The 23,156-nt window shown below is 41.2% G+C and carries 24 protein-coding genes; 16 read left to right on the plus strand and 8 right to left on the minus strand.

Going from position 1 to position 23,156, the window contains the following annotated elements; translation table 11 throughout:
• Positions 1-4 precede the first annotated feature (4 nt).
• Positions 5-2,500: a S9 family peptidase gene (locus tag H5180_RS07925; RefSeq protein ID WP_145237850.1), complete on the minus strand. Its 2,496-nt coding sequence runs from the start codon at positions 2,498-2,500 to the stop codon at positions 5-7.
• A 171-nt stretch (positions 2,501-2,671) separates the two neighbouring features.
• On the opposite strand from H5180_RS07925, the gene H5180_RS07930 reads away from it, so the two are divergent.
• Complete coding sequence (locus H5180_RS07930; RefSeq protein ID WP_145237853.1) at positions 2,672-3,748, plus strand: CNNM domain-containing protein; 1,077 nt, start codon at positions 2,672-2,674, stop codon at positions 3,746-3,748.
• Here H5180_RS07930 and H5180_RS07935 read toward each other — a convergent pair.
• Entirely contained in the window at positions 3,745-4,965 is a 1,221-nt protein-coding gene (locus H5180_RS07935; RefSeq protein WP_145237856.1) for an EAL domain-containing protein, read from the minus strand. The two genes, H5180_RS07930 and H5180_RS07935, sit on opposite strands and share 4 nt — an antisense overlap.
• Before the next feature lie 144 nt (positions 4,966-5,109).
• Here H5180_RS07935 and H5180_RS07940 point away from each other — a divergent pair, with 144 nt between their 5' ends.
• Positions 5,110-6,126, plus strand: a complete 1,017-nt coding sequence (locus tag H5180_RS07940; protein ID WP_145237859.1) for a metalloprotease — start codon at positions 5,110-5,112, stop codon at positions 6,124-6,126.
• Positions 6,127-6,177: 51 nt separating this feature from the next.
• On the opposite strand, the gene H5180_RS07945 is transcribed toward H5180_RS07940, so the two are convergent.
• Positions 6,178-7,491, minus strand: a complete 1,314-nt coding sequence (locus H5180_RS07945; RefSeq protein ID WP_182758030.1) for a short-chain fatty acid transporter — start codon at positions 7,489-7,491, stop codon at positions 6,178-6,180.
• Positions 7,492-7,656: 165 nt separating this feature from the next.
• On the minus strand, positions 7,657-8,607 hold the full coding sequence (locus H5180_RS07950; protein WP_145237870.1) for a chemotaxis protein CheV: 951 nt from the start codon (positions 8,605-8,607) through the stop codon (positions 7,657-7,659).
• 168 nt (positions 8,608-8,775) lie between these two features.
• On the opposite strand from H5180_RS07950, the gene H5180_RS07955 reads away from it, so the two are divergent.
• Together H5180_RS07955 and H5180_RS23570 are read left to right on the plus strand one after the other, a co-directional pair.
• A complete protein-coding gene (locus tag H5180_RS07955; RefSeq protein WP_145237873.1) occupies positions 8,776-9,843 on the plus strand; it encodes a potassium channel family protein in 1,068 nt (355 codons plus the stop codon).
• Positions 9,843-10,052, plus strand: a complete 210-nt coding sequence (locus H5180_RS23570; protein ID WP_145237876.1) for a PLDc N-terminal domain-containing protein — start codon at positions 9,843-9,845, stop codon at positions 10,050-10,052. Before H5180_RS07955 ends, H5180_RS23570 begins: the two co-directional genes overlap by 1 nt.
• A 62-nt stretch (positions 10,053-10,114) precedes the next feature.
• On the opposite strand, the gene H5180_RS07960 is transcribed toward H5180_RS23570, so the two are convergent.
• Both H5180_RS07960 and H5180_RS07965 read right to left on the minus strand, forming a co-directional pair.
• On the minus strand, positions 10,115-11,146 hold the full coding sequence (locus H5180_RS07960) for a cytosolic protein (protein ID WP_145237879.1): 1,032 nt from the start codon (positions 11,144-11,146) through the stop codon (positions 10,115-10,117).
• 87 nt (positions 11,147-11,233) lie between these two features.
• Entirely contained in the window at positions 11,234-11,692 is a 459-nt protein-coding gene (locus H5180_RS07965; RefSeq protein WP_182731739.1) for an EVE domain-containing protein, read from the minus strand.
• Between the two features lie 76 nt (positions 11,693-11,768).
• On the opposite strand from H5180_RS07965, the gene tesB reads away from it, so the two are divergent.
• Positions 11,769-12,626, plus strand: a complete 858-nt coding sequence (gene tesB / locus H5180_RS07970; RefSeq protein ID WP_145237887.1) for an acyl-CoA thioesterase II — start codon at positions 11,769-11,771, stop codon at positions 12,624-12,626.
• Positions 12,627-12,640: 14 nt separating this feature from the next.
• On the opposite strand, the gene plsB is transcribed toward tesB, so the two are convergent.
• A complete protein-coding gene (gene plsB / locus H5180_RS07975) occupies positions 12,641-15,085 on the minus strand; it encodes a glycerol-3-phosphate 1-O-acyltransferase PlsB (RefSeq protein WP_182758031.1) in 2,445 nt (814 codons plus the stop codon).
• Positions 15,086-15,504: 419 nt separating this feature from the next.
• On the opposite strand from plsB, the gene rpsJ reads away from it, so the two are divergent.
• Genes rpsJ through rpsQ form a run of 11 tightly spaced genes read left to right on the plus strand, consistent with a single transcriptional unit; the run spans position 15,505 to position 20,471 of the window.
• Positions 15,505-15,816 (plus strand): 30S ribosomal protein S10, encoded by a 312-nt coding sequence (gene rpsJ, locus H5180_RS07980; protein ID WP_002957900.1) that lies wholly within the window; start codon positions 15,505-15,507, stop codon positions 15,814-15,816.
• A gap of 27 nt (positions 15,817-15,843) precedes the next feature.
• On the plus strand, positions 15,844-16,479 hold the full coding sequence (gene rplC, locus H5180_RS07985; protein WP_054206125.1) for a 50S ribosomal protein L3: 636 nt from the start codon (positions 15,844-15,846) through the stop codon (positions 16,477-16,479).
• A gap of 17 nt (positions 16,480-16,496) precedes the next feature.
• Positions 16,497-17,102 carry a 50S ribosomal protein L4 gene (gene rplD / locus H5180_RS07990; RefSeq protein WP_054206126.1) on the plus strand — a complete coding sequence of 202 codons (606 nt, stop codon included), beginning with the start codon at positions 16,497-16,499 and terminating at the stop codon, positions 17,100-17,102.
• Positions 17,099-17,401: a 50S ribosomal protein L23 gene (gene rplW / locus H5180_RS07995; RefSeq protein ID WP_054206127.1), complete on the plus strand. Its 303-nt coding sequence runs from the start codon at positions 17,099-17,101 to the stop codon at positions 17,399-17,401. Before rplD ends, rplW begins: the two co-directional genes overlap by 4 nt.
• Before the next feature lie 17 nt (positions 17,402-17,418).
• A complete protein-coding gene (gene rplB / locus H5180_RS08000) occupies positions 17,419-18,243 on the plus strand; it encodes a 50S ribosomal protein L2 (protein WP_007376192.1) in 825 nt (274 codons plus the stop codon).
• A 15-nt stretch (positions 18,244-18,258) separates the two neighbouring features.
• On the plus strand, positions 18,259-18,537 hold the full coding sequence (gene rpsS / locus H5180_RS08005) for a 30S ribosomal protein S19 (RefSeq protein ID WP_010561269.1): 279 nt from the start codon (positions 18,259-18,261) through the stop codon (positions 18,535-18,537).
• 14 nt (positions 18,538-18,551) lie between these two features.
• Positions 18,552-18,884: a 50S ribosomal protein L22 gene (gene rplV, locus H5180_RS08010; RefSeq protein WP_004588690.1), complete on the plus strand. Its 333-nt coding sequence runs from the start codon at positions 18,552-18,554 to the stop codon at positions 18,882-18,884.
• 11 nt (positions 18,885-18,895) lie between these two features.
• Entirely contained in the window at positions 18,896-19,597 is a 702-nt protein-coding gene (rpsC, locus tag H5180_RS08015; RefSeq protein ID WP_054206128.1) for a 30S ribosomal protein S3, read from the plus strand.
• Between the two features lie 12 nt (positions 19,598-19,609).
• The gene (gene rplP / locus H5180_RS08020) at positions 19,610-20,023 is read left to right on the plus strand and encodes a 50S ribosomal protein L16 (RefSeq protein ID WP_002957890.1); all 414 of its coding nucleotides are present in this window, start codon (positions 19,610-19,612) and stop codon (positions 20,021-20,023) included.
• Positions 20,023-20,214, plus strand: a complete 192-nt coding sequence (gene rpmC / locus H5180_RS08025; protein WP_054552371.1) for a 50S ribosomal protein L29 — start codon at positions 20,023-20,025, stop codon at positions 20,212-20,214. Before rplP ends, rpmC begins: the two co-directional genes overlap by 1 nt.
• The gene (gene rpsQ, locus H5180_RS08030; protein ID WP_016709053.1) at positions 20,214-20,471 is read left to right on the plus strand and encodes a 30S ribosomal protein S17; all 258 of its coding nucleotides are present in this window, start codon (positions 20,214-20,216) and stop codon (positions 20,469-20,471) included. The genes rpmC and rpsQ overlap by 1 nt, the downstream gene beginning before the upstream one ends.
• A gap of 750 nt (positions 20,472-21,221) precedes the next feature.
• Here the strand turns inward: rpsQ and H5180_RS08035 are convergent.
• Positions 21,222-22,853, minus strand: a complete 1,632-nt coding sequence (locus H5180_RS08035; RefSeq protein WP_182758032.1) for an endonuclease — start codon at positions 22,851-22,853, stop codon at positions 21,222-21,224.
• Positions 22,854-23,156 lie beyond the last annotated feature (303 nt).

Consider the following 23,156-nt stretch of genomic DNA (forward strand, 5'->3'; position numbering starts at 1 on the left):
AAAGCTACTTTTCAGGGTATAAGTACTGCCACCACTGTGGTTGCTCTTTTAAATGCTTATCGAAGTAGGCAAGCATAGTATCCCACCAATCAAAGCGTTGATCGCGAGCAAAAATTTGATGGTCCGCCCCTTTATATTCAATAAGGTCAACATCTTTGCCTAGTAGTTTCAGCGCAGTATACATAGTGTGACTTTCGCCTACAGGTACATTGGTATCAGCATCACCATGTAATAGCAGTAGCGGTGTGGTTACTTTGTCTGCATGGAAAACCGGACTATGTTGGCTGTATAGTTCACTATTATTCCAAGGATAGCTGTTTTTAGAGGCTTCGCCAGAATATAAATAGCCCCACCAACCGTGACCCCAATACGAGGTAATATTAGAAATCCCGGCGTGTGCGATTGAGGCACTAAACATGTCTGTTTTAGTGGTCAGTAACATAGTCATAAAGCCACCGTATGATGCGCCTAAATTACCTAAACGATTTTTATCAATAAATGGATACTGTTTTAATAGTGCTTGGGTACCTTGCATAATATCGTCCGCAGTATATTGACCCCACGCATTCACATGCTTAGCAGAGAACTGTTGGCCAAATCCAGTTGCACCGGTCGGTTGCACTACATAAACCACATAGCCATGCTCTGCCCATAAATTGAAAGGATAACGCCCAGTAAAACCACGAGTAACCGGTGATGTACCGCCATAGTAATATACTAATGCTGGGTAGTGTTTGTTCTTATCAAGATTGCTTGGAAAGTAAACACGACCTTTAATTTCAACACCTGCGGTATTGATGAAGTTAAATTCATCTAAGCTGGCTATATCGGTATTTGCATACGCTTGTGGTTTAGAATCCCACAATGTGGTTGCGGTGTTTTTATTAATACTTAACTGTTTTAATTGCTGTGGAGATGATGCATTAGAGCCGCTAACTAAAATAGCTGGGCTGCGGTTGTTTGAAAAACTGAATTGTTCAACTACATCAAAACCTGTTTTGAGTTTGCTAAAGCGTTGTTTGCTTTTATCGTACAGGTACAAAGCAATCGTATCTTGCTCAGTGACTTTAATGAGGGCATCGCCATTAGCGAGCACTTCAAGTTGACCAATGGCAGGATCAAATTCACGACTTAATGGTGCTGCATTTTTACCATGATCAGTTAATAGGTAAAGCTGTCCATCATAGTTGTTAGCAAGCATATTCTCAGGTAGGTTTCTGCCTAAACCATCTTTAAAATCAGGACCCGCAGTGACATAAATGTCATCACCTGTGTATTTAGCTTGATTAAACGTAGCAAACTGACCAATAACTGTGTTGCTCGCATTGGCAATATTCAATTCCACTAACTCAGTGGTGGGGTGAGTCGACGCTTGCATTACTTGCACACCACGACTCAGTAATACCGTACCACGTTTGCTATTAAAATCTTCAATACTGTGACTAAGTGGTCCTTGGCTTATTGTTTTACTCAGGCCTGTACTTATATCTAATAAGTAAGCTTGTGAGGTTGTGCGGGCATATGACCAACGATCTTGTAAACCTTGGTAGTGTTTAGTTAGGCTGTTATCAGCTGCTGGTGATTTGGACCAGCTGAAGATTAAGCTGTTGTTATCGTAATATGCAAAGTCACCCGCGCCCTCTAGGTTGCTGGCAATCACTTTAAGATTAAGGGTTTTTCGATTTAATTGCTTTAACTTTCCATCTAATAGATAGACTAAATAATTATTATCGGGGCTCCAAATAATGTTACTCGGTTGACCCGACTCAAAACGGTAAACTGTTTGATTATCATCATTTTTTAGCTCTGTGATCACATTTGCTTGATTGCCAGTGCTATCCTGATAATGACGTTTTGCCACTAAATAGTGTTTGGCATCAGGTGCTAAAGATAGTGAACTAACCGTTGTGGCATCAAACAGTTGTTTAGCAGATAAACCGTGTTGCTCTTTATTGCTAAAAGTTAATCTATCAATTGCTGCTTTAGGGTTGAAATCAACGTCAACATCGTGCCAATTAGCAACTTGTTCAGCAATAATCACTATTTGGTGATCGCCTTGCGGTAATGCCAGTTCATAGCTTTCTTTTGTGACTGATTGTTTTTCACCATCGATAAACAACTGCGCTTTTTCGATACCTTTAAGTGTCAATGTGCCTTGGCTAAAGCGCTCTGCATGAGCGGTAAACTTTAATGCTTGTAGACCACCAAGAGTTAACGCATTTACTTTGTCTAAGGTTTGCCACTTTAATTTTTCGCCAAATACCGTAATACTTGTTGTTGGTTGTTGAATGCTAGGTAATAGTGCGTTAATAATCGCATCTTGATGCTCAGTTTGATATGGCTTTAGCTGCATGTCGGCTGCAATTGGGCCAATAAACTTAATATCTGCTTTATCTAATGGTGCAGCGACTAAAGCGCTACTTAATGTGCTTAAAGTTAACACCGCGAATGTGGTTGTTAGGCGAGGTGCTTTACCGCGCCATAGTGAACTAAAATTCATTATTGAGCCTGATGTAGGGAATTTAATTTAATATAGCATGTGGTTGTGGTGCCAAAAAGTGCTCTGCGATGGATTTCATTGCTCAGCAGCGTAAGGTTTGAGGTTAGGGGCTACACTTGGTAAGGTGTATACCTAAGGGGGTATAATTGACTGACTGGCTAAGGGGTAACAGTGACATTATTAATCGTTTACATGGTTGCGGCGATTACGATTTCTTTTTTATGTTCGATTATGGAAGCCGTACTATTGAGTATTACGCCAAGCTATGTCGCAGTATTGCGTAAAAAAAAGCCTAAGCTAGCCAAACGTTTTGAGCAATTAAAAACCAATGTAGATCAGCCTTTAGCTGCTATTTTAACCTTAAATACGGTTGCCCATACTGCAGGTGCTGCCGGTGTAGGGGCACAAGCCGCGGTGGTTTTTTCTGATGCGGCGGTGGGAATTGCTTCGGCGATAATGACATTGTTAGTATTGGTGCTGTCAGAAATTATTCCAAAAACTCTGGGCGCAAAGCATTGGCGAACGCTTGCACCTATGGTGACCCAAGCATTACAGTATTTAGTCATCGCACTAAAGCCTTTTGTGTGGCTTGCTGAAAAACTCACCGGTATATTGGGCCGTAATTACAACGAAGAGTATTATATTCGTCAAGAAATTGAAGCTATGGCTGATATGGGGTCGCAATCAGGTGCTTTGCATCAGGAAGAGTCTGAAATCATCCGTAGTTTATTGCATTTTCGCCACGCTAAATTAGATTCATTACTTACCCCGCGTACCGTCTTGTTTAAAGTGCATAAAGATTTAACTGTAAATCAGTATTTAGCTGAGCATGGTTCAGCGTCGTTTTCTCGAGTGTTGGTATATGATAAAAATGGTGATGATATTATCGGTTTTGTACATAAAAACGATATTATGTTGGCGTATCATCGATTGGGCGAGAACTATAAAATCAGCAAGTTGATAAAACCTATTTATACTGTGCCAGAGACCTTATATGTACCTACTTTATTACATACTTTGTTAGCTGAGCGCACTCATATTTGCTTAGTGGTAGATGAATATGGTGATGTGCAGGGGATTGTGACGCTCGAAGATATGATTGAAGCGTTAATGGGCTTTGAAATTGTAGACGAGCATGATCAATCAGCTAATATGCAAGCAGTTGCTAAGCAAATGTGGCGTCAGCGCTTGGAAAGTAGCAATAAATTGTTAAGCGCTGAGAATACCATGGCGAAACGAAAAAATTAACGTCGGCTATGACTATTTAATGAAACCATATGTAGCCATGATTGCGCCCAGCGAATAAATTCAGTTTTGCCTTTTGGGCGACTGATCAAAAAGCCCTGCATTAAAATGTGCTCTTTAAAACGCTCCAAGTATTCAAGCTCCTCAACGCGCTCAATGCCTTCAGCGACAATTGTTAAGTCATCTTGAATAGCTATATTCACTAAGCTACTAACAATGACCTGAGAAAATAAATCACTTTCAATATTACTGATCAAGGTACGATCTATTTTCACCTCAGTAAAAGGCAGTGTTTTTAATTGTTGTACATTGGTAAACCCAGTGCCAAAATCATCAAGAGAAATACCAAAACCACGCATTCGCAAACGGTTTAGAGTTTCTAGCTGTGCTGAACTGGATAAAGCATGCTGTTCTGTGATCTCTAAAATAATTTCACTTGGGGTCAATTGATTAAGATGTAAAATTAAAGCCAGCTTATCTGGGCAGCTTAAATCTTCTAGCTGGCAGGGAGACAAATTAAAGGCCAGTTTAAGTTTGTAGCCTAAACGAGTTTTTATTTCTGAGAAATCGCCTGTTGCCTTTTCAAACAACTGAAATGTGATTAGGTTAATTAAATCTAGATCTTCAGCGACACAAATAAATCGCTCCGGTAAAAGTACTGCGCCTTGTTCCGCGGTCACTATTCTGGCTAATACTTCTATGCTTTCAACTTTATTACTATTACGGTTTACTTTTGGTTGATAAAACGGCGTTATCTCATTATGACTTATTGCATGCAGCAATTGCGTTTCAGAAATTGGTTCTGTGGGTTTTTCAGTATGACAAGCTAAATACTCTAGTTTTTGTAGCAGTGTATAAACTTGGTTGAGTTGCACTGGTTTGGCAATGTTACCAATTAAATGTACATTATTTTTTCGGGCTAAATCAGCCGCCAAATCAATGATTTTTGAATTCATTTCCGAAATAATGACAATTGCGCCTGGATATTGGATATCGCCAAGGTGGCGAATAAGCTCCATGCCATCCATGTCTGGCATATTCAGGTCAGTAAACACGGCGTCAAAAGTATATAGATTCGTTTTTACTTTATTAAGAGCGTCTTGAGCATTCAAGCATGTAGTTACATTGGGCACATTAAGCTCATTTAAGATAGCCTGCATCACTACTAAAATAGCTTTTGAATCATCAACGACCAGAATGCTGCGTGCTAATTTTGTCATTTTCTTCCCTGAAATAAAATTTACTTGTTAACTAAAAGTAGTCGAGAATAGCGAAGGTGTCAGCTTTATAGTTGCAAATATATTCCATAATCTCGTTAAAAAAATGGGTATACTAACGATATAATTTTTAAGGTTTAAAGTGACATCATGCAAATACAGCTGACCCTCGCTGATCAACAATTTAGTTTAGTGCTCGCAGGGCAACAAATTGTAAAAATTTTTCAGCAACAACAAGCGATTGGGTTTGATAATCCGCGCGAAAATTATTTTGAATTTAAACTTGACGATCAAGTAATTGGCTTAGACACCAGTGCTGTAGTTGAACAAAGTTTATCACTTCATATTAATAATCAATTTGTACAACAGCTCACCTTGCCACCAATTGAAAAAACCAAACCTAAGCAGGGGCTGCTTGGATTATTTGCGCTTGGTTTTAAGATCTTTAAAAGTGCCAAAGTTGTTAAAGTGGCGTTAGCTGGCGCCTCAGTGGCTGGTTATGCGTGGCTGTTCACCTTTGAATTTGCCTTGATGCTGATTGCCTGTTTAGTGATCCACGAATACGGCCATGTTAGAGCAATGCAATATTTTGGGATTAAAACCAAAGGCATTTACTTGATCCCGTTCGTCGGCGGGCTTGCCGTAAGCGACGATAAAATTACCACCCGCTGGCAAGATGTGGTGATTTCTTTAATGGGGCCCGCATTTGGTTTGATCACCTCCGTAATGGGGGTGGTGCTTTATTACGCCACCGAGATGGAAATATTCGCCGGGGTCGCAGTACTCAGCGCATTATTGAATTTATTTAACTTGTTACCTATCTTGCCGCTTGATGGCGGGCATGTATTAAAAAGTATTAGCTTCTCAATGCGTTCATGGGTTGGATTGAGTATTTGTATTTTAGGCGTGTTATTTGGCTTATGGCTAAGCTACACCTTTGGCTTAATGCTATTAGTGTTTTTCTTATTTATCGGTGCACTGGAAATAGCCTTTGAATGGCGCGGCCGCCACTATTCACATTTACTGCCACTAGATAAATATGGGCAAGGTTTTTCGGCCGTGATGTACGCTTTAGTAGTTGCAGGCCATGTGGCTGTGATGATGCATTTTGCTGACTCTGAAAATGCAATTTTAAGCCTGCCGATGAAGATATTGTCGAGTTAACAAATTTAAATAGCGTGAGGTGTTACTCACGCTATATTTTTGCAGCAAGCGTTACGGATAAAAACTCAACACCAAGGATATAAACACGCCGGTTATAATTAGTTGCACTAAACAAAAGCCCATAATGTCTTTGGCTTTTAGGCCGGCAATTGCTAGCACTGGCAAGGCCCAAAATGGTTGAATCAGGTTAGTCCACGCATCACCCCAAGCTACCGCCATAGCCACGCGTGGCATATCTGCACCCAGAGCTTGTGCTGCGGGTATCACTATCGGTGCTTGTACCGCCCATTGTCCACCGCCAGATGGCACAAATATATTGACTAATCCCGCGCTTAAAAAGCTCCAAAACGGCAGTGATTGTGCACTGGCGAAGGCGATAAATCCTTGTGATATTTGCTGCGCCAAACCTGTTTGTACCATGATTGCCATGATCCCAGCATAAAATGGAAACTGGATAATAATCCCTGCGCCGCTGGGGACTGCTTGCTGCAGGCTATTAAGTAAATTATACGGCGTTTGATGCAGTAAAATCGCAGAAAATAAAAACAGTGCAATCACACTGTTTAAATTAAGTGAGCCGCCACTAAACACAAAATAATTAGCTAAATAAACTAGCCCAAGCACTCCAATGCCTAGTCCTAATAACTTACTGTGTTCAATTTTATCGGCAGGGCGAGTAACATTGTTGGGCTTAGGTATCGGTTCTGCTAATAGCGTTTTATCAACATAAATGCTGTCTTTGGCGCTGGGTAACATATAACGATTAACCAGTGGCATAATGATAAATAAGCCAATAACTATGGCTATATTAAATCCTGAAAAAAGTGTTTCGCTGGTGTTTATCACACCAATGCTTTGCTGTGAAAAATGCCCTGACGTTGCGATAGTTAAAGGAATTGAGCCTGCCAAGCCACCATGCCAAACAATAAAGCCAGAATACGCACTGGCAACCAGTAAGCGATAATCAACTAGTGTGTGGCGGGCAATGGCTTTGGCAAATAAAGCGCCAATAACTAAGCCAAATCCCCAGTTAATCCAACTGGCAAGTAATGATACAAAAGTCACTAATAAAATAGCTTTTGGCGCAGTATTGGCAAGTTTTGCTAATTGCGTGAGCAGTCGGCTCATCATCGGTGTACTTGCCAGCATATATCCGGTGAGTAATACCAACAGCATCTGCATGGCAAAACTCAGTAAGTTCCAAAAACCACTGCCCCACGCGCTCAGCACTTGTTGTGGGTTTGAAGGTGTCACTACACACGCAATTATAAAGGTAAGTAGTGTGAGTAAAATAACAAAAATAAATGGATCGGGTAGGTAACGTTCCACTAATTTAGTGAACGGTTTGGCAACATGATTTAGCATAATGATTGTGTGTTTTGATTATTGCTACATATTGCCAATTAATCACGAAAGTGTTTAATTGGCAAATAGAGTTGTAGTCGTGGTGTTAAATCGCGTATTTCTTCGTCATTATAACAAACGTTAATTCAAGCACTAGCGTGGCATAAGCCACGCTTAGATACAGTGCTATTTCTGTGGTGCGAGGACCGCTTTTAAACGTGTTTGTACTTCTTCTACGAGTAAGTCTGGTTGAAATTTAGATAAAAACGCATTGCAACCCACTTTCTCGACCATGGCTTGGTTAAAGCTGCCACTGAGGGATGTGTTAAGTACCACATGCAGATTTTTTAAGCGGTTATCGTTACGGATCTCGTGCGTTAAGCGATAACCATCCATTGCTGGCATTTCTGCATCGGTGATCACCATCAGTAACTCTTTTTCTACGTCCATGCCTTTATCAGCCCAGGCTTTAAGCATATTGAGTGCTTCAAGACCATTACTGGCTGGGATAATCTCAATACCCAACTGCGTTAATGTATCGCTCACTTGTTTTCGTGCTGTAGGTGAGTCGTCAGCATGGAGTATTTTTCGGCCAACAAATTCGTTTACGATACTTTGATCAAGCACCTCATCAGAAATTTGTACTTCGTACTCAACAATTTCTGCTAGTACTTTTTCTACATCAATGATCTCTACTAACTGCTCTTGGCCATCACGTTGAATTTTAGTGAGCGCAGTTAGATAATGATTTTTACCGATAGAGGAAGGCGGTGGCATTATATCTGACCATGTCATATTAACGATTTGATCAACCTTACCAATTAGAAACCCTTGTACTGTGCGATTGTATTCAGTGATCACTAAGTTACTATCTTCAGTGTTCTTAGCCGCAGACATGCAAATCGCTTGGCGTAAATCAATAACAGGGATTGATTCACCACGAATATTGGCCACGCCTGATATTTTAGGATGGGCATGTGGAATGATACTAAGATGCGGCAGTTTCACTACTTCTTTAACTTTAAAGACATTAAGAGCAAACAAGTGGCGACTGTGCAAATAAAACAATAATAACTCTAAGCGATTTTCACCAACGAGTTGAGTTCGTTGATCAACAGAAGCTAATACACCTGACATAACACGCTCGACTTTATAATTAATAATTCAAGTATAGCTTACACTGTTCTACTTTAAAAAAGCAGTCTAGATAATAATCTTGATCCTCAAAAGTATTTCAACCATTGCCTTCATTTAAGCATTACAGTAACTTATCGATAATTGATAGCTGAATAACCAAGTGTGGGCATGCCTTTTATATTTAAACGATTATTTTTACTAGTCAGAAACCATATTGATCAGGTTAGTTGGCAAGCTGTCGCTATTGCGACATTATTACATATGGTCTTGATCTGGTTGTTGTTAATCTTCGCTGAAGAAGCCGCACTGAGGCCAATTAGCACTTTTGTTTATTACTATATCGTTACTACCTCAACGGTAGGATATGGTGATTTTAGTGCAACTACAGATCTGGGTAGATGGATTGTGGCGATACTGCAAATTCCATTTGGTTTAGCTTTATTTGGTGTCCTGTTAGGTAAAACAGGGCAAACAGTTACTTATTTAATTAGGCGCGCTATGACGGGTGATAAAAGTTTTGCACATTTTCACAATCACATTATTATTTTTGGCTGGCATCAAATTCGTACTAAAAAAATGATTGATTATATTCTCGCTGACCAAAAGCGTTTGGATCGACGAATTTTGCTTGCGGTCACAGAGTCAATGGAGCATCCGTTTTTAGCTAATGCCCATGTTGATTTTGTGCGCTTAACTAGTTTTACAGATTTAAGCGAGCTGGAAAGGGTCGCAATTAAACTGGCAGATAAAATTATTATTGACGGGCAAGACGACGACGAAACTTTTACGACCGCCCTGCGCATTAGTAAATTAGTGAAAGATGACTGCCATATTAGTGCGCACTTTAACGATGAGAGTAAAGTCGAAATGCTACTAGAACATTGTTACAACGTGGAATGTTCAACGGCTAAGTCAGCCGAAATTCTAGTACGTTCAATGCAAGACCCCGGCTCAAGTCGTGTACAAGAGGAATTATTATCTACTTTGCATGGTGATACCCAGTTTAGTTTAGCTATTCCTGCTGATTTAGCGGTAATGGAATTTGGTAAATTATTTCATCATTTTAAACACGACCATGATGCTATTTTACTTGGTGTTGCTCACAACCTGAGTGCGCAAAATATGGATTTAAATCCACCACTGGATTATCCGGTTAACAGTGGTGATATTTTACATTACATTGCGGTTGATCGTGTTTTAAGCAGCGAAGTTGATTGGCAGGGGCTTGCTAAGTAATGAATGAAGTGGCGTTTTTAATTCTACTTTTGAGCGCATATATACTCCCAGTAGTGATTGTGCTCAATAGTAAACGTACGCAAGGCCACGAAAAAAATGGCTGGTTAATCGGCATCATTTTCTTTTCATGGCTCGCACTGATAATGTACTTTGCGATAGTGCCCAAGCACGGGCACAAAAAGAAAACTACCAAGAAAAAGAAAGGTTAAAATTGAGTTGTCAGTTTACATATAAATTTGCCAACCGTGCTTGATTAAACAAGCACGGCTTTTTATTTTAACTGTTTTAGTTTGTGCTCTACTAAAGGATCATCAGGGGCAAGTTGCTGAGCAACTTCCAGCAGCTGAATAGCATCCTTAGGGTGTTCATCTTGGTGCTTTAGCGCGACATCAATCAATGGTTGAATATCAATTTTGGCTTGATGCTCTTGCACATGCGCTGCTTTTTCATCAATCAGTATGTTGTGTGCTTTACTTAATAATACTTGGCGGTGTGCCGATTTAGCATTCGCCTTGTTGAGCCTTCTATAATAGTCTTCTTTAAAGCGCAGGGTTTTGGTTTGTAGGCGAAATTGCGCAATATCGACTTGTTGATGGCTAATAAAGTCGACGGCCACTTGTTTATAAAAGCCAAATTTATTTAGGTAGTTGGCATGGGTACTATGACCCATACCAAACACGCGTAAGTGGGTTAGTTGCGAATAGCGCTTAGCATGGCCACGGTCAATACGATTGGTCGGGTCGTAAATTATATAGCCTTTAGCATTGCCTAAATCGAGATCGTGGTAATCTTGCTCCCAATCGAATTGTTGTGCTATATCCGTACTTGAGCGGTCATCCCAAGGAGCAAGTGCTTTATTTTTGGTGCTAACAGGGTGAAATAACAGTACCTTATCTAGCTTTAGTAAATTAGCAAATGCACCCACAGCAAAGCCACCTCGGCTTAAGCCGTAGCCTAATCGCTGGGTAAAGGGTGTTAGCAAGGGAGCGAGTTGCTCGAGGAAAAACAGTAAATTACGGTGTCTAAACCAATTACTTATTCCTAAGTGCTGAAAAGAAATAACATTCACATGTTGTTTTTGCGCTAGTTGAAATCCCCAAGGGCTAAAATCATCATTGAGATCATGCTCTTGGTAATTAGTACCTGCAGGAGAAAAGGTGAACAATAAAGGCTTATTTATATCAATAAAGTGATACTTAACAAAAACATCGCCAAGTAAATCGCCTCCAGAGATAGGTAATCTGGTTTGCTGTTCATCTTGAGGTAGAGTTAACCACTCATCTAACCAATACAGTAATTTCATCTAACCCCCTAACTAAAACAAGCCACCTATTTTAGCAAATTTGGAAAAAGAAGGAAAACGTGATGTATTAGCAGCAAATTATTGTTGTTACTCTGCCATTTTTATAATTGCTTGCCAATCCGCTTTAGTCACTGGCATTACCGATAATCGACCACCTTTTTTTAGAGCTATTTCGGTGATGGCGTCGTTTTCTTTAATCGCTTTTAAGCTGACTAATTTATTTAAATGCTGCTGATAGGTTACATCAACCACAACCCATCTCGGTTTATCACAGGTTGATTTAGGATCGTAATAATCACTGCTTAAATCAAACTGGCAAGGATCTGGGTAGGCTTCAGCAGTCACTATTGCGATACCTGCAACGCCGACGTGTTTACAGCTAGAATGGTAAATCATTACTAAATCGCCGAGCTTTACGCCATCGCGCATAAAATTACGGGCTTGGTAGTTGCGCACACCTTCCCATGCAGTGGTTTGTGCAGGGGCGCTTTTTAAATCGTCGATTGAAAATGCATCGGGTTCAGTTTTAAATAACCAATACGCCATAACTAGGATCCTTGAAATATTTACATCATACTTGTCTATAGTATCATTAAAATCTAAATGGGATTGAGGAGCAACTATGAGCCAAGTTTTAGATGATTTATTGTCGTTATTAACGTTAGAAGAAATAGAGCAGGGCTTGTATCGAGGGCAAAGCCAAGATTTGGGTTTTCGTGCGGTATTTGGTGGTCAAGTCATGGGCCAAGCACTGTCTGCAGCTAAAGAAACCTTACCGGAAGGCCGTATTGTTCATTCACTGCATTCTTATTTTTTACGCCCTGGTGATGCTGCAAAGCCAATTGTGTACGATGTTGAAACGATCCGTGATGGTAAGAGCTTTAGTACTCGCCGAGTTAGTGCTATTCAATATGGAAAACCTATTTTTTATATGACGGCATCATTTCAAGGTGCTGAAGATGGCTTGTCGCATCAAGCTACAATGCCGGATGTACCAGCTCCTGAGGAGCTGCGCTCATCACTGGAGTTTTATCAAGAGCATGCATCTCATATACCTGAGGTGATCCGCAATAAGTTTATTCGCGAAATGCCGATTGAAATGCGTCCGGTCACCTTTCATAACCCATTTAAGCCAGAGGTAATGGAGCCGGTTAAACATATTTGGTTCAAAGCCAATGGCGAGATGCCAGATGATCAACGTATTCATAACTATTTATTGGCATATGCGTCTGACTTTGAGTTTTTACCAACGGCTCTACAGCCTCATGGTGTCTCGTTTATGCAGCCAAACATGCAAGTAGCAACAATTGACCATGCGATGTGGTTTCATCGTCCGTTTCGAATGGATGATTGGATTTTATATACCATTGATAGCCCAAGTGCGAGCTCAGGGCGGGGGTTGGTGCGTGGTCAGTTCTTTGACCGTCAAGGCAATTTAGTTGCCTCAACGATCCAAGAAGGTGTAATGCGTCAGCGTTAATATGCCGCTTGCAGTTATTTTTGCTTACATTGTCCTTGCACAATATCACTAATTGACTGCCAGACTCGCGCTGGCAGCAAGGCTTTAAGGTGAATATACACTTCACAAAGTTCAGTACTGCCCTGTAAGCCATTCTCGGTTTCGCTAATTAAACTTTGTTCGCGCAAGTTGCTAATAAAGCCTACCAATACTTTTTTGTCAAAAAACTCAGGGGTCTTAATACCATGCAAGGTACCTAAGCGCTGCGCTAATACTTGGCTTTCGCGTTCAAGCTCTTCGCGTTCAATTTCTTTACTGGTTTGAATAAAGCCAATCACAATGGCGTAGCGTTGCAGGGTTAAGCTAAGCGCACGACCTAGAATTTCCAGCTTGGCTAAGCAATCATTACTGTTGGTGATTTTTATGTTATCACCATCTATTTCTATTAAATCTTGATCTACAAAGCTGGCCAGTATGCGGGTGATATAATTTTCATCAAGTTCGTGTAAAAACCATTCTTTAGCAAACATCGGGTAAAAACAGTTAACCAATTTTTGGCACTGCGATACTGTCGTTTTATGGCTTTTAAATATATGCAGTGCCAGTAAGCTTGGTACGGCAAACACATGGAGAATATTATTACGGTAGTAGTTAAAGATGATTTTCTCTTTATCGTTAATCGCGATAATCTCGCCAAACTCATCGCTTATAACGTCAAATTTATTCAACTTTAAAGCATGTTCGAGTAACTGTGATGAAGTTTCATCTGGGGTGGTGATTTTTTCACTGTAACTAGCGCTACGTTGTAAATGTAAGTAAAAGTCTAGTTGTGCTAACAATTTAGGCTTGCTCAATGCTTGCTTATCATTTACCAGTAAGATCATTGCCAGTAAATTAACTGCGTTAAGCGCGGCGGCACTATTAATATTAACCATCACTTTATCCGCTAAAGTCGCCACTTGCGGACCAAGCCATTGTGGTTTTTGAACATCAGTTGGGTGAATAGATTCACGCCAATCAGGTTGATGCTCATTTAAATATTGATTAACCGAAATCGGATCGCCAAAATTCAAATAGCCGCGGCCATAGTTTTTGAGATTTTTAATGGCTTTGAAAATACCGAAAATCGACTCGCCTTTTTTATCATCACCTGCGAGTTCTTTCAGATAAGTATTTATTTCCATGACGTGTTCATAACCAATGTACACCGGCACAATCGAAATAGGGCGATCAATACCACGTAACATAGCTTGTAGTGTCATCGCCAACATACCTGTTTTTGGTGGTAGTAAACGCCCGGTACGGCTACGTCCGCCCTCAGTATAAAACTTAACTGAGTAACCTTTGATAAACAACTGACTTAAATACTCTTTAAATACAGCAGAGTAAAGCTTGTTGCCAGCAAATGAGCGGCGAATAAAAAATGCGCCACTGCGGCGGAATATGCCGCCTGCTGGGAAGAAGTTTAAGTTAATACCAGCAGCAATATGTGGTGGTACTAAACCAAGATGATAAATCGAGTAGGTAAGTAATAAGTAATCCATGTGGCTGCGATGACACGGCATATAAATAATTTCATGACCTTTATTGGTTAGATCATGGATTTGTTCGGTGTATTTTATATCAATGCCGTTATAGAGCTTGTTCCATAGCCAGGTTAATACACGATCTGCAACACGTATGGTGGCATCACTGTAGTTAGCAGCAATCTCATCTAATAGCTTTAACGCATTTTGCCGTGCTTGCTCATGGCTGATTTTTTTGCTTTTTGCTTCATCGTTAATTGCTTTTTTTATAGTCGGTGATGCTAACAATGAATTAAATAGTTGCTCGCGTGAGGGCATTTTAGGGCCCGTTGCCGCCAATTTTTGACGACGAAAATGCACCCTAGCGACGCGAAGTAATTTATGAGGTAACTCATCAACATCGGCTTTTTCATTTACTAATAACGATAAATCCAACGGTTGACTAAAGCGTATAAAGTTATCACGCCCTGAAAACAGTAATACAAAAAACTTACGAAACCAGCTAGGTGTAAGTGAGTGCGAAACCAGCGTACCTAAACCTGGTTTTTCTTTACCTGGATTACGACCCCATAAAATAGTGACCGGAATGACTTGCACGTTTTTTTCGCCACTGGTAAATAGTTGAGCAATTATTTGTTTACCCTGGTTTAGCGCGTCAGTTGGCTTCGCTTGGCTGCCAAACAGTGGTGGTGGATTTTGTAGGCCAATAAAGCGGTCTAACTCTGCATTACCCAACAGCTGTTGTTCAGTTGGTCTGGGCAGGTTGTACTTTTTACAAACTCGGTCAAGAGCCGCTAAATCTGAGCGAGCATTAAGTTTAACTATATAAAAAGTAGGGTAGGCGGGATTAAGACCGTATTGTTCAATTGGGTTCTCGGGCAGTACTTTGCTTTTCACAAATAGGCGATTCATCACCATAGACACAAAATTCAAGCAATAATTAAAAATACGCATCAACTCACCAAGGTTAAGGATTAAGAGATAAAAGCAAAATAAGGATGAATAATAACAATTAAAAACTGGACTGACCATTATCATTAGTGCCAAGTCCGATTGCATGGCTTCCTAACTATAGTAAATTCCCAGTAATGACGACATAGTGACAACCCTTTTTTACAGTATAAATAATCCTCATTCTGGTAGTTTGAAATAGTTGTTGCATTTATCACCAATATCACTATAATACGCAGGCTTTCAAAATTCCCCCGGGAACTTGGAAGGAACATTAAGCTTGGATTTCAAGCTAATAAAACAGGAGTTCCGATTTGGAACTCAACGTAGATATAAATCAACAACCGGCATCTTATGTTTTTAAGATTGTTTCGGTCGTTTTTTTATGCTCTTTTAAATGCTCTTTATATTGAGGTTTAAGAATGTCAAATCAACGCATTCGTATTCGCCTAAAAGCTTTTGACCACCGTTTGATTGACCAATCAACGGCGGAAATCGTGGAAACTGCGAAACGCACTGGCGCACAAGTACGTGGTCCAATTCCACTACCTACACGCTTTGAACGTTTTACTGTACTTACATCACCGCACGTTAATAAAGATGCGCGTGATCAGTACGAGATCCGCACCCATAAACGTCTGATCGACATCGTAGAACCAACTGACAAGACTGTTGACGCACTTATGCGTTTAGATCTTGCTGCTGGTGTTGATGTTCAAATCAGCCTGGGTTAATCGAAAGATTAGAGAGGTTTTAGGAAAATGGCATTAGGTCTAGTCGGTCGTAAAGTGGGTATGACACGTATCTTCACTGAAGATGGTGTATCTATCCCTGTGACAGTTATTGAAGCGACACCTAACCGCATTGCTCAGATCAAATCTGACGCAACAGACGGTTATAACGCGCTTCAAGTAACCGCAGGCACTAAAAAAGCAAGCCGTGTAAACAAAGCAACAGCGGGTCACTTCGCTAAAGCTGGTGTTGAAGCGGGTCGCGGTCTGTGGGAATTCCGCCTAAATGGTGGTGAAGGCGATTTTGAAGTAGGCGCTGAGCTTACTGTTGAATTATTCAACGAAATCAACAAAGTTGACGTAACCGGTACTTCTAAAGGTAAAGGTTTCCAAGGTGGTGTTAAGCGCTGGAATTTCAGCATGCAAGACGCTACACATGGTAACTCTCTATCTCACCGTGCTCCTGGTTCAATCGGTCAAAACCAATCACCTGGTAAGGTGTTTAAAGGTAAGAAAATGGCCGGTCATATGGGTGCTGAGCGTGTAACGACTCAAAACTTAGAACTAGTACGCGTTGACGCTGAGCGTAACTTGCTTTTAGTTAAAGGTGCAGTACCTGGCGCTATCGGCGGTGACGTTATCGTTAAACCTGCTGTTAAAGCATAAGTCCTGGAGATTTAGTGATGGAATTAGCAATTAAAGACGCTTCTGGCGGTCTTGAAGTTTCTGAAGCTACTTTTGGACGTGAGTTTAACGAAGCATTAGTACATCAAGTAGTTGTTGCATACGCAGCAGGTGCTCGTCAAGGTACTCGTGCTCAGAAGACACGTTCTGAAGTAAGCGGTGGTGGTAAAAAACCATGGGCTCAAAAAGGTACTGGCCGTGCACGTGCTGGTACAATCCGTAGTCCAATTTGGCGTTCAGGTGGCGTTAGCTTCGCAGCTAAACCACAAGACCACAGCCAAAAAGTAAACCGTAAAATGTACCGCGGTGCGATCAAAAGCATTTTATCTGAATTAGTTCGTCAAGAGCGTTTAATCGTTGTTGAAAGTTTTGCTCTAGCAGCACCAAAAACTAAAGAACTAGTTGCTAAGCTTAAAGAACTTGAGCTTAAAGATGTTCTAATCGTAACTGAAGAAGTAGATGAGAATCTATTTTTATCGGCACGTAACCTGTACAAGGTTGACACGCGTGATGTAGCTGGTATCGACCCTGTAAGCTTAATCGCTTTCGATAAGGTACTTATTACAGCAGCTGCTGTTAAGCAACTTGAGGAGACGCTAGCATGATTCGTGAAGAACGTCTTTTAAAAGTGATCCTTGCTCCACATATCTCTGAAAAAAGCACTATTGCTGCTGAAGAAAACAACACTATCGTTTTCAAAGTAGTAAATGACGCAACTAAAGCTGAAGTTAAAGCAGCTGTAGAGAAGCTTTTTGAAGTGGAAGTAACTGGTGTTCGCACACTTAATGTTAAGGGTAAAACAAAACGTACTGGCGCACGTTTCGGTCGTCGTAGCGACTGGAAAAAAGCTTACGTTACTCTTAAAGAAGGCAGCGAACTAGACTTTGTCGGCGGCGCCGAGTAATAAGGGGAGTTAGAATTATGGCACTTCAAAAGTGTAAGCCAACTTCTGCGGGTCGTCGTCACCTAGTTAAAGTGGTAAACCCAGATCTACATAAGGGCAAGCCATACGCACCACTATTAGAGAAAAACTCTAAATCAGGTGGTCGTAATAACAATGGTCGTATTACGGTTCGTCATATCGGTGGTGGTCATAAGCAGCATTACCGTTTAATCGATTTTAAACGTACTAAAGATGGCATTCCAGCCACTGTTGAGCGTTTAGAATATGATCCAAATCGTAGCGCAAACATCGCACTTGTATTATATGCAGACGGTGAGCGTCGTTACATTATCGCACCAAAAGGCTTAAAAGCTGGTGATGCAATCCAGTCTGGTGTTGATGCACCAATCAAGCCTGGTAATGCATTACCTATGCGCAATATGCCTGTAGGTTCGACTGTTCACAACGTAGAATTAAAACCAGGTAAAGGTGCTCAAATCGCACGTTCTGCTGGTGCATACGTTCAAATCCTTGCTCGTGATGGTCAGTATGTAACATTACGTCTTCGTTCAGGCGAAGTTCGTAAAGTTGAATCAGATTGTCGTGCGACGCTAGGTGAAGTAGGCAATGCTGAGCATATGCTTCGTTCACTTGGTAAAGCAGGTGCAAATCGCTGGCGTGGTATTCGTCCGACAGTTCGTGGTGTTGCCATGAACCCGGTTGATCACCCACACGGTGGTGGTGAAGGTCGTACATCTGGTGGTCGTCATCCTGTGTCTCCATGGGGTAAGCCGACTAAAGGTGCTAAGACGCGTAAGAACAAGCGTACGGATAAATTTATAGTACGTCGTCGTACTAAGTAATATTGAGGAATAGCCATGCCACGCTCTCTCAAGAAGGGTCCTTTTATAGACCTACACTTGCTGAAGAAGGTAGAGAAAGCTTTGGAAAGCGGTGACAAGAAGCCAATTAAAACTTGGAGCCGTCGTTCAATGATCATACCTAACATGATCGGATTGACCATTGCTGTCCATAATGGTCGCCAGCATGTACCAGTTTTCGTTTCTGACGAAATGATCGGTCACAAACTAGGTGAATTTGCACCAACTCGCACTTACCGTGGCCACGCTGCGGATAAGAAAGCGAAGAAACGTTAAGAGGGGAATGATAAATGCAAGCATTAGCTAAACATAAATTCGCCTCTGGTTCGGCGCAAAAAGCACGTCTAGTTGCAGATCAGATCCGCGGGTTACCTGTCGATCGCGCACTAGAAATCCTGGCGTACAGCCCTAAGAAAGCGGCTGTATTAGTTAAGAAAGTACTTGAGTCTGCTATTGCTAACGCAGAGCATAACGAAGGTGCTGACATTGATGAGCTACGTGTAACAACGATCTTTGTGGACGATGGTCCAACAATGAAACGTATTATGCCACGTGCTAAAGGACGCGCAGACCGCATCCTTAAGCGTACAAGCCACATCACTGTTGTGGTTTCAGATAGCTAGGAGTATAAGTAATGGGACAAAAAGTTCATCCTACTGGTATTCGCCTAGGTATATCTAAACCTTGGGTTTCTACCTGGTACGCGAGTTCAAAAGATTTCTCTGCACAGCTTTTTGGCGATCACAAAGTACGTACATTCCTTACTAAGGAATTGAAAGCGGCTTCTGTGTCTAAAATCGTTATTGAGCGTCCAGCAAAATCAATCCGCGTAACAATTCACACGGCTCGTCCGGGTGTTGTTATCGGTAAAAAAGGCGAAGACGTAGAAAAATTACGTCAAGCGGTAACTAAGATTGCTGGTGTACCTGCTCAGATCAATATTTCTGAAGTACGTAAACCAGAACTAGATGCACAACTAGTAGCAGACGGCATTGCCTCTCAACTAGAGCGTCGTGTTATGTTCCGTCGCGCTATGAAGCGTTCGGTACAAAATGCAATGCGCATCGGTTCTAAAGGGATCAAAGTTGAAGTTAGCGGTCGTCTTGGCGGCGCAGAAATCGCACGTTCAGAATGGTATCGTGAAGGTCGTGTACCTCTACATACTCTTCGTGCTGATATCGACTACGCAACTTCTGAAGCCTTAACCACTTATGGTATCATTGGTGTTAAAGTTTGGATCTTCAAAGGCGAAGTTATTGGTGGTTTACCACTAGTACAAGAGCAAGAGAAGCCAGCTAAACGCGCACCAAAGAAAGCCAAAAAAAGTGCTAAGTAGAGGTAGCGAGTAATGTTACAGCCAAAACGTACAAAATTCCGTAAAATGCACAAAGGCCGCAACCGTGGTTTAGCGCAAAACGGTAACAAAGTAAGCTTCGGTACTTTCGGTTTGAAAGCTACTGGCCGTGGCCGCATGACTGCTCGTCAAATCGAAGCAGCTCGTCGTGCCATGACACGTCACGTGAAACGTCAAGGTAAAATCTGGATCCGTGTCTTCCCTGACAAACCGATCACAGAAAAGCCTCTTGAAGTTCGTATGGGTAAAGGTAAAGGTTCTGTTGAATATTGGGTTGCTGAAATTCAGCCTGGTAAAGTACTTTACGAAATGGAAGGTGTTTCTGAAGAGCTTGCTCGTGAAGCATTCGACCTTGCTGCTCGTAAACTGCCATTCAAAACAACTTTCGTAACTCGGACGGTAATGTGATGAAAGCAAGCGAACTAAAAGATAAAAGCGTAGAAGAGCTTAATGCTGAACTTCTAGGTCTTCTTCGTGAGCAGTTTAACCTGCGCATGCAAGCAAGCACTGGTCAGTTAGCTCAAACTCACACGCTAAGAACAGTACGTCGCGATATCGCGCGTGTAAAAACAGTTATTAACCAGAAGGCAGGTCAATAATGAGTGATAAAATTCGTACTCTTCAAGGCACTGTAATCAGCGACAAGATGGAAAAATCTTTCACTATCGCTATCGCACGTTACGTGAAGCACCCAATCTATGGGAAATTCATCAAACGTACGACTAAATTACACGTACATGACGAAAATAACACAGCAAAAGCGGGTGACGTTGTTACTATCCGTGAATGCGCTCCAATCTCTAAGACTAAGTCTTGGACATTAGTAGACGTTATTTCTAGTCCAAAACAAGCTTAATTTTTAATTAAGTCTGTTTTATAAAAAGCCCCGGCATTAGCTGGGGCTTTTTGCGTTTGGAGCAGCTTTTAGCGGTAAGCTTTCAGCCGTCAGCGCGGAGTAAATTTTCCCACCGTAGCTTGGGTTGAGTCTATTGAGGGCCGGGAAGAAGAGAACAGTAATACCAATCGACTTAAATATTTAACCATTCTAGCGAGCTAAATAAAGCGCTAACTGCGTTATAATTTTTTCAAGTAGAACAACTGCATGTCACAATTTACGCCTTGTTATCACTGTATTTATCTGTCGCTATAAATGGTCAGTAACTTAACACGATTGGTATAAGAATATGCAGGTATAAAAATTCATACCATAGAAAAAGCACGTCGATAAATCTCCCTCATAAAAACTACTTGACCTTAACCTAGCTCCAGCTTTTATGCTGTATTTTTTCACTCTGATTAAATGCTATGTGTCCGATTCAAAATTACCTTTTAAGCCTAGGCCTTACCGAATATAGACAATCTATTTTGCAAATTATGAAGCTTGCAGAAGCGGTGGATCACTCAATTGCAAATAACAGTGAATTTGCAACTGCTGCGTTAGCATGGGTTGAGCAACAAAAAAGATGCCCAACAATGACAAACAAAAGAGCATTAATTATATTCTTACTGCATAAATTGGGTTATAAAATTAGAGAGCAAAACAGCCTTTGCAACTGCAAAGGCTGATGTTTTTCTGCGCTGACCGCTGACCGCTGACCGCTGACCTTTACCAAATCATCTCAACAAATTCTGGATGATCGATATATGGATTGCGATTGCCTTGATGCTCATAAGCGGCTTGGTTTCTATCTAGTTCAAGTTGACTGACTGGATCGTCGTTATGCCAATTAACCAACATAGTTACTACCCAATTCTCAAACACTTGGTTACTAGAGCCGTTAAGCACGGCATTACTAGCCGTGGTGTTGTTTTGCCAAGTACCAATGACGTTTTCGTAGCGGGTTGCCATATAGAAGTAGGCGCGAGCAAAGTCACCTTTAAATTCATCAATCGGTTCAAATACTGTACCTGAGTAATTAATTGCGCTACTAGCAGAGCCTAGTTTGCTGCCGTTTGTTGATGTAAACGTAGCGCTTGCCACTTCACCAAACGGAAAGTTGCTACGTTTAGAATTTACATAACCATCGGTTGCATAAATGTGGTGAACATCTGAGTTCATAGGCTCATTTGTGCCGCCAAACCAACTTTTAGGAAATGAATGTTCGCGGTTATAGCAATCAGCTTCACTATTGTAAGTGCCGCATTGATCACTTACAGCGACATAGTTATAGCTGTCTTGACCGGTGGGATTTTCTGAATAGCGATCGAGTATTGAATTGTCATTTTCAAAGTACTTATCCCGTGAAGCAATATCGTAAAAACTCCAAATAGCTGAATAACCCTGTGAGTTGTGACCTTTAATAATGTTATAGAGCGCGGTTTTAAGTGCATAGCCCGTTAAACCTTGTGCTGTAACATAGTAGCCAGTTGGCTCGCTGGGTGGCGTTTCTGGGTTGGTATTATCACCAAGTATAAAGGGAGTTGCTTCACTGCTTTGAAAACTACTGCCGTTAGCCAATGTTGTTTGGGCGGATGTTAGCGTGTAGCTGCCATTACCAAATGAACAGCAAATACCGTCGCCGTAACTATCAAAAATACTAAATGTGTAATCGCCATCAACTAAGCAGACTTGCTCTGTATAGCTGTTGTTGCCACTATAACTGCCACCTGACGCAACCGCTGTGCCTTGGGCGTTAGTGATTTGCCAGCTAGTCTCTTCGCCATAGTTATCAGTTGTGAGTGCTAAGTTAACGGTGTTATCAGTACAACCGACTGGTGGCGGTGGGGTGGTATCACTAGAACCAGGTGTAAAACTATCCACATAAACAGTTTCACTGCCATCAAAGCCGCTGACATCGTAAAAACGCAGGCCAACGGTAATCGTAGCATTGCTGGTTGCTGGATATGTATAGCTTATTTGTTGCCACTGATTTAATAACGCTGGATTTGAATAGCCTTGATAGCCGTCGGCAATTAAGCGCGCTTTAATGCCGCCTTCGGTGTGATAAACCCAGCTTGAGAATAAGTAGCTTTTGCCGGCCTCAACAGTAACTTCTTGCAGTAAATCAGTATTGCTTTGACTAGCGGTATTAACCACTACTTTTGCAGCAAGAGCTCCTGAATTTACTATGGTATTTGAAGCTGATAGTGTAATACCAGTATCAATCGTGCTCCAGCCGTTTGGGCTATTACCTGACCAGTTTTCAAAGTCACCATTATTAATGGTGGCCATGCAGGGAAGTGCTGTAGCTAACATAGCACTGCTGAGTATGAGTTTTCTATATGCCCCGTGTGACATAGTGTTTCCTTATTATATTTATAGTAGGCGCACAGAATGTGGCCAAATCCACTATAGCCTACCCAAGATTTGTTGCAAAAAAGTTAATACCTGTTTTGAAAAGAATGAAGTGAATAAATTTTTGTATGATATTTCTGATCGGCTAAGTGTGATGCTGAAATCGTAAGCAGTTATTTGTTACCTTTTAATCTGTTTTTACTGGTTAATTTATAAATTAATAACTAAATGGAATAACAAAGCAGATTCTATTCTTTTTTTATTGGCGCGTACCCCGTTATTCTTCACACTCAGAGAAATCTTTAG

Source organism: Pseudoalteromonas sp. SR41-4 (assembly GCF_014163985.1).
GTDB classification, from domain to species: domain Bacteria; phylum Pseudomonadota; class Gammaproteobacteria; order Enterobacterales; family Alteromonadaceae; genus Pseudoalteromonas; species Pseudoalteromonas rhizosphaerae.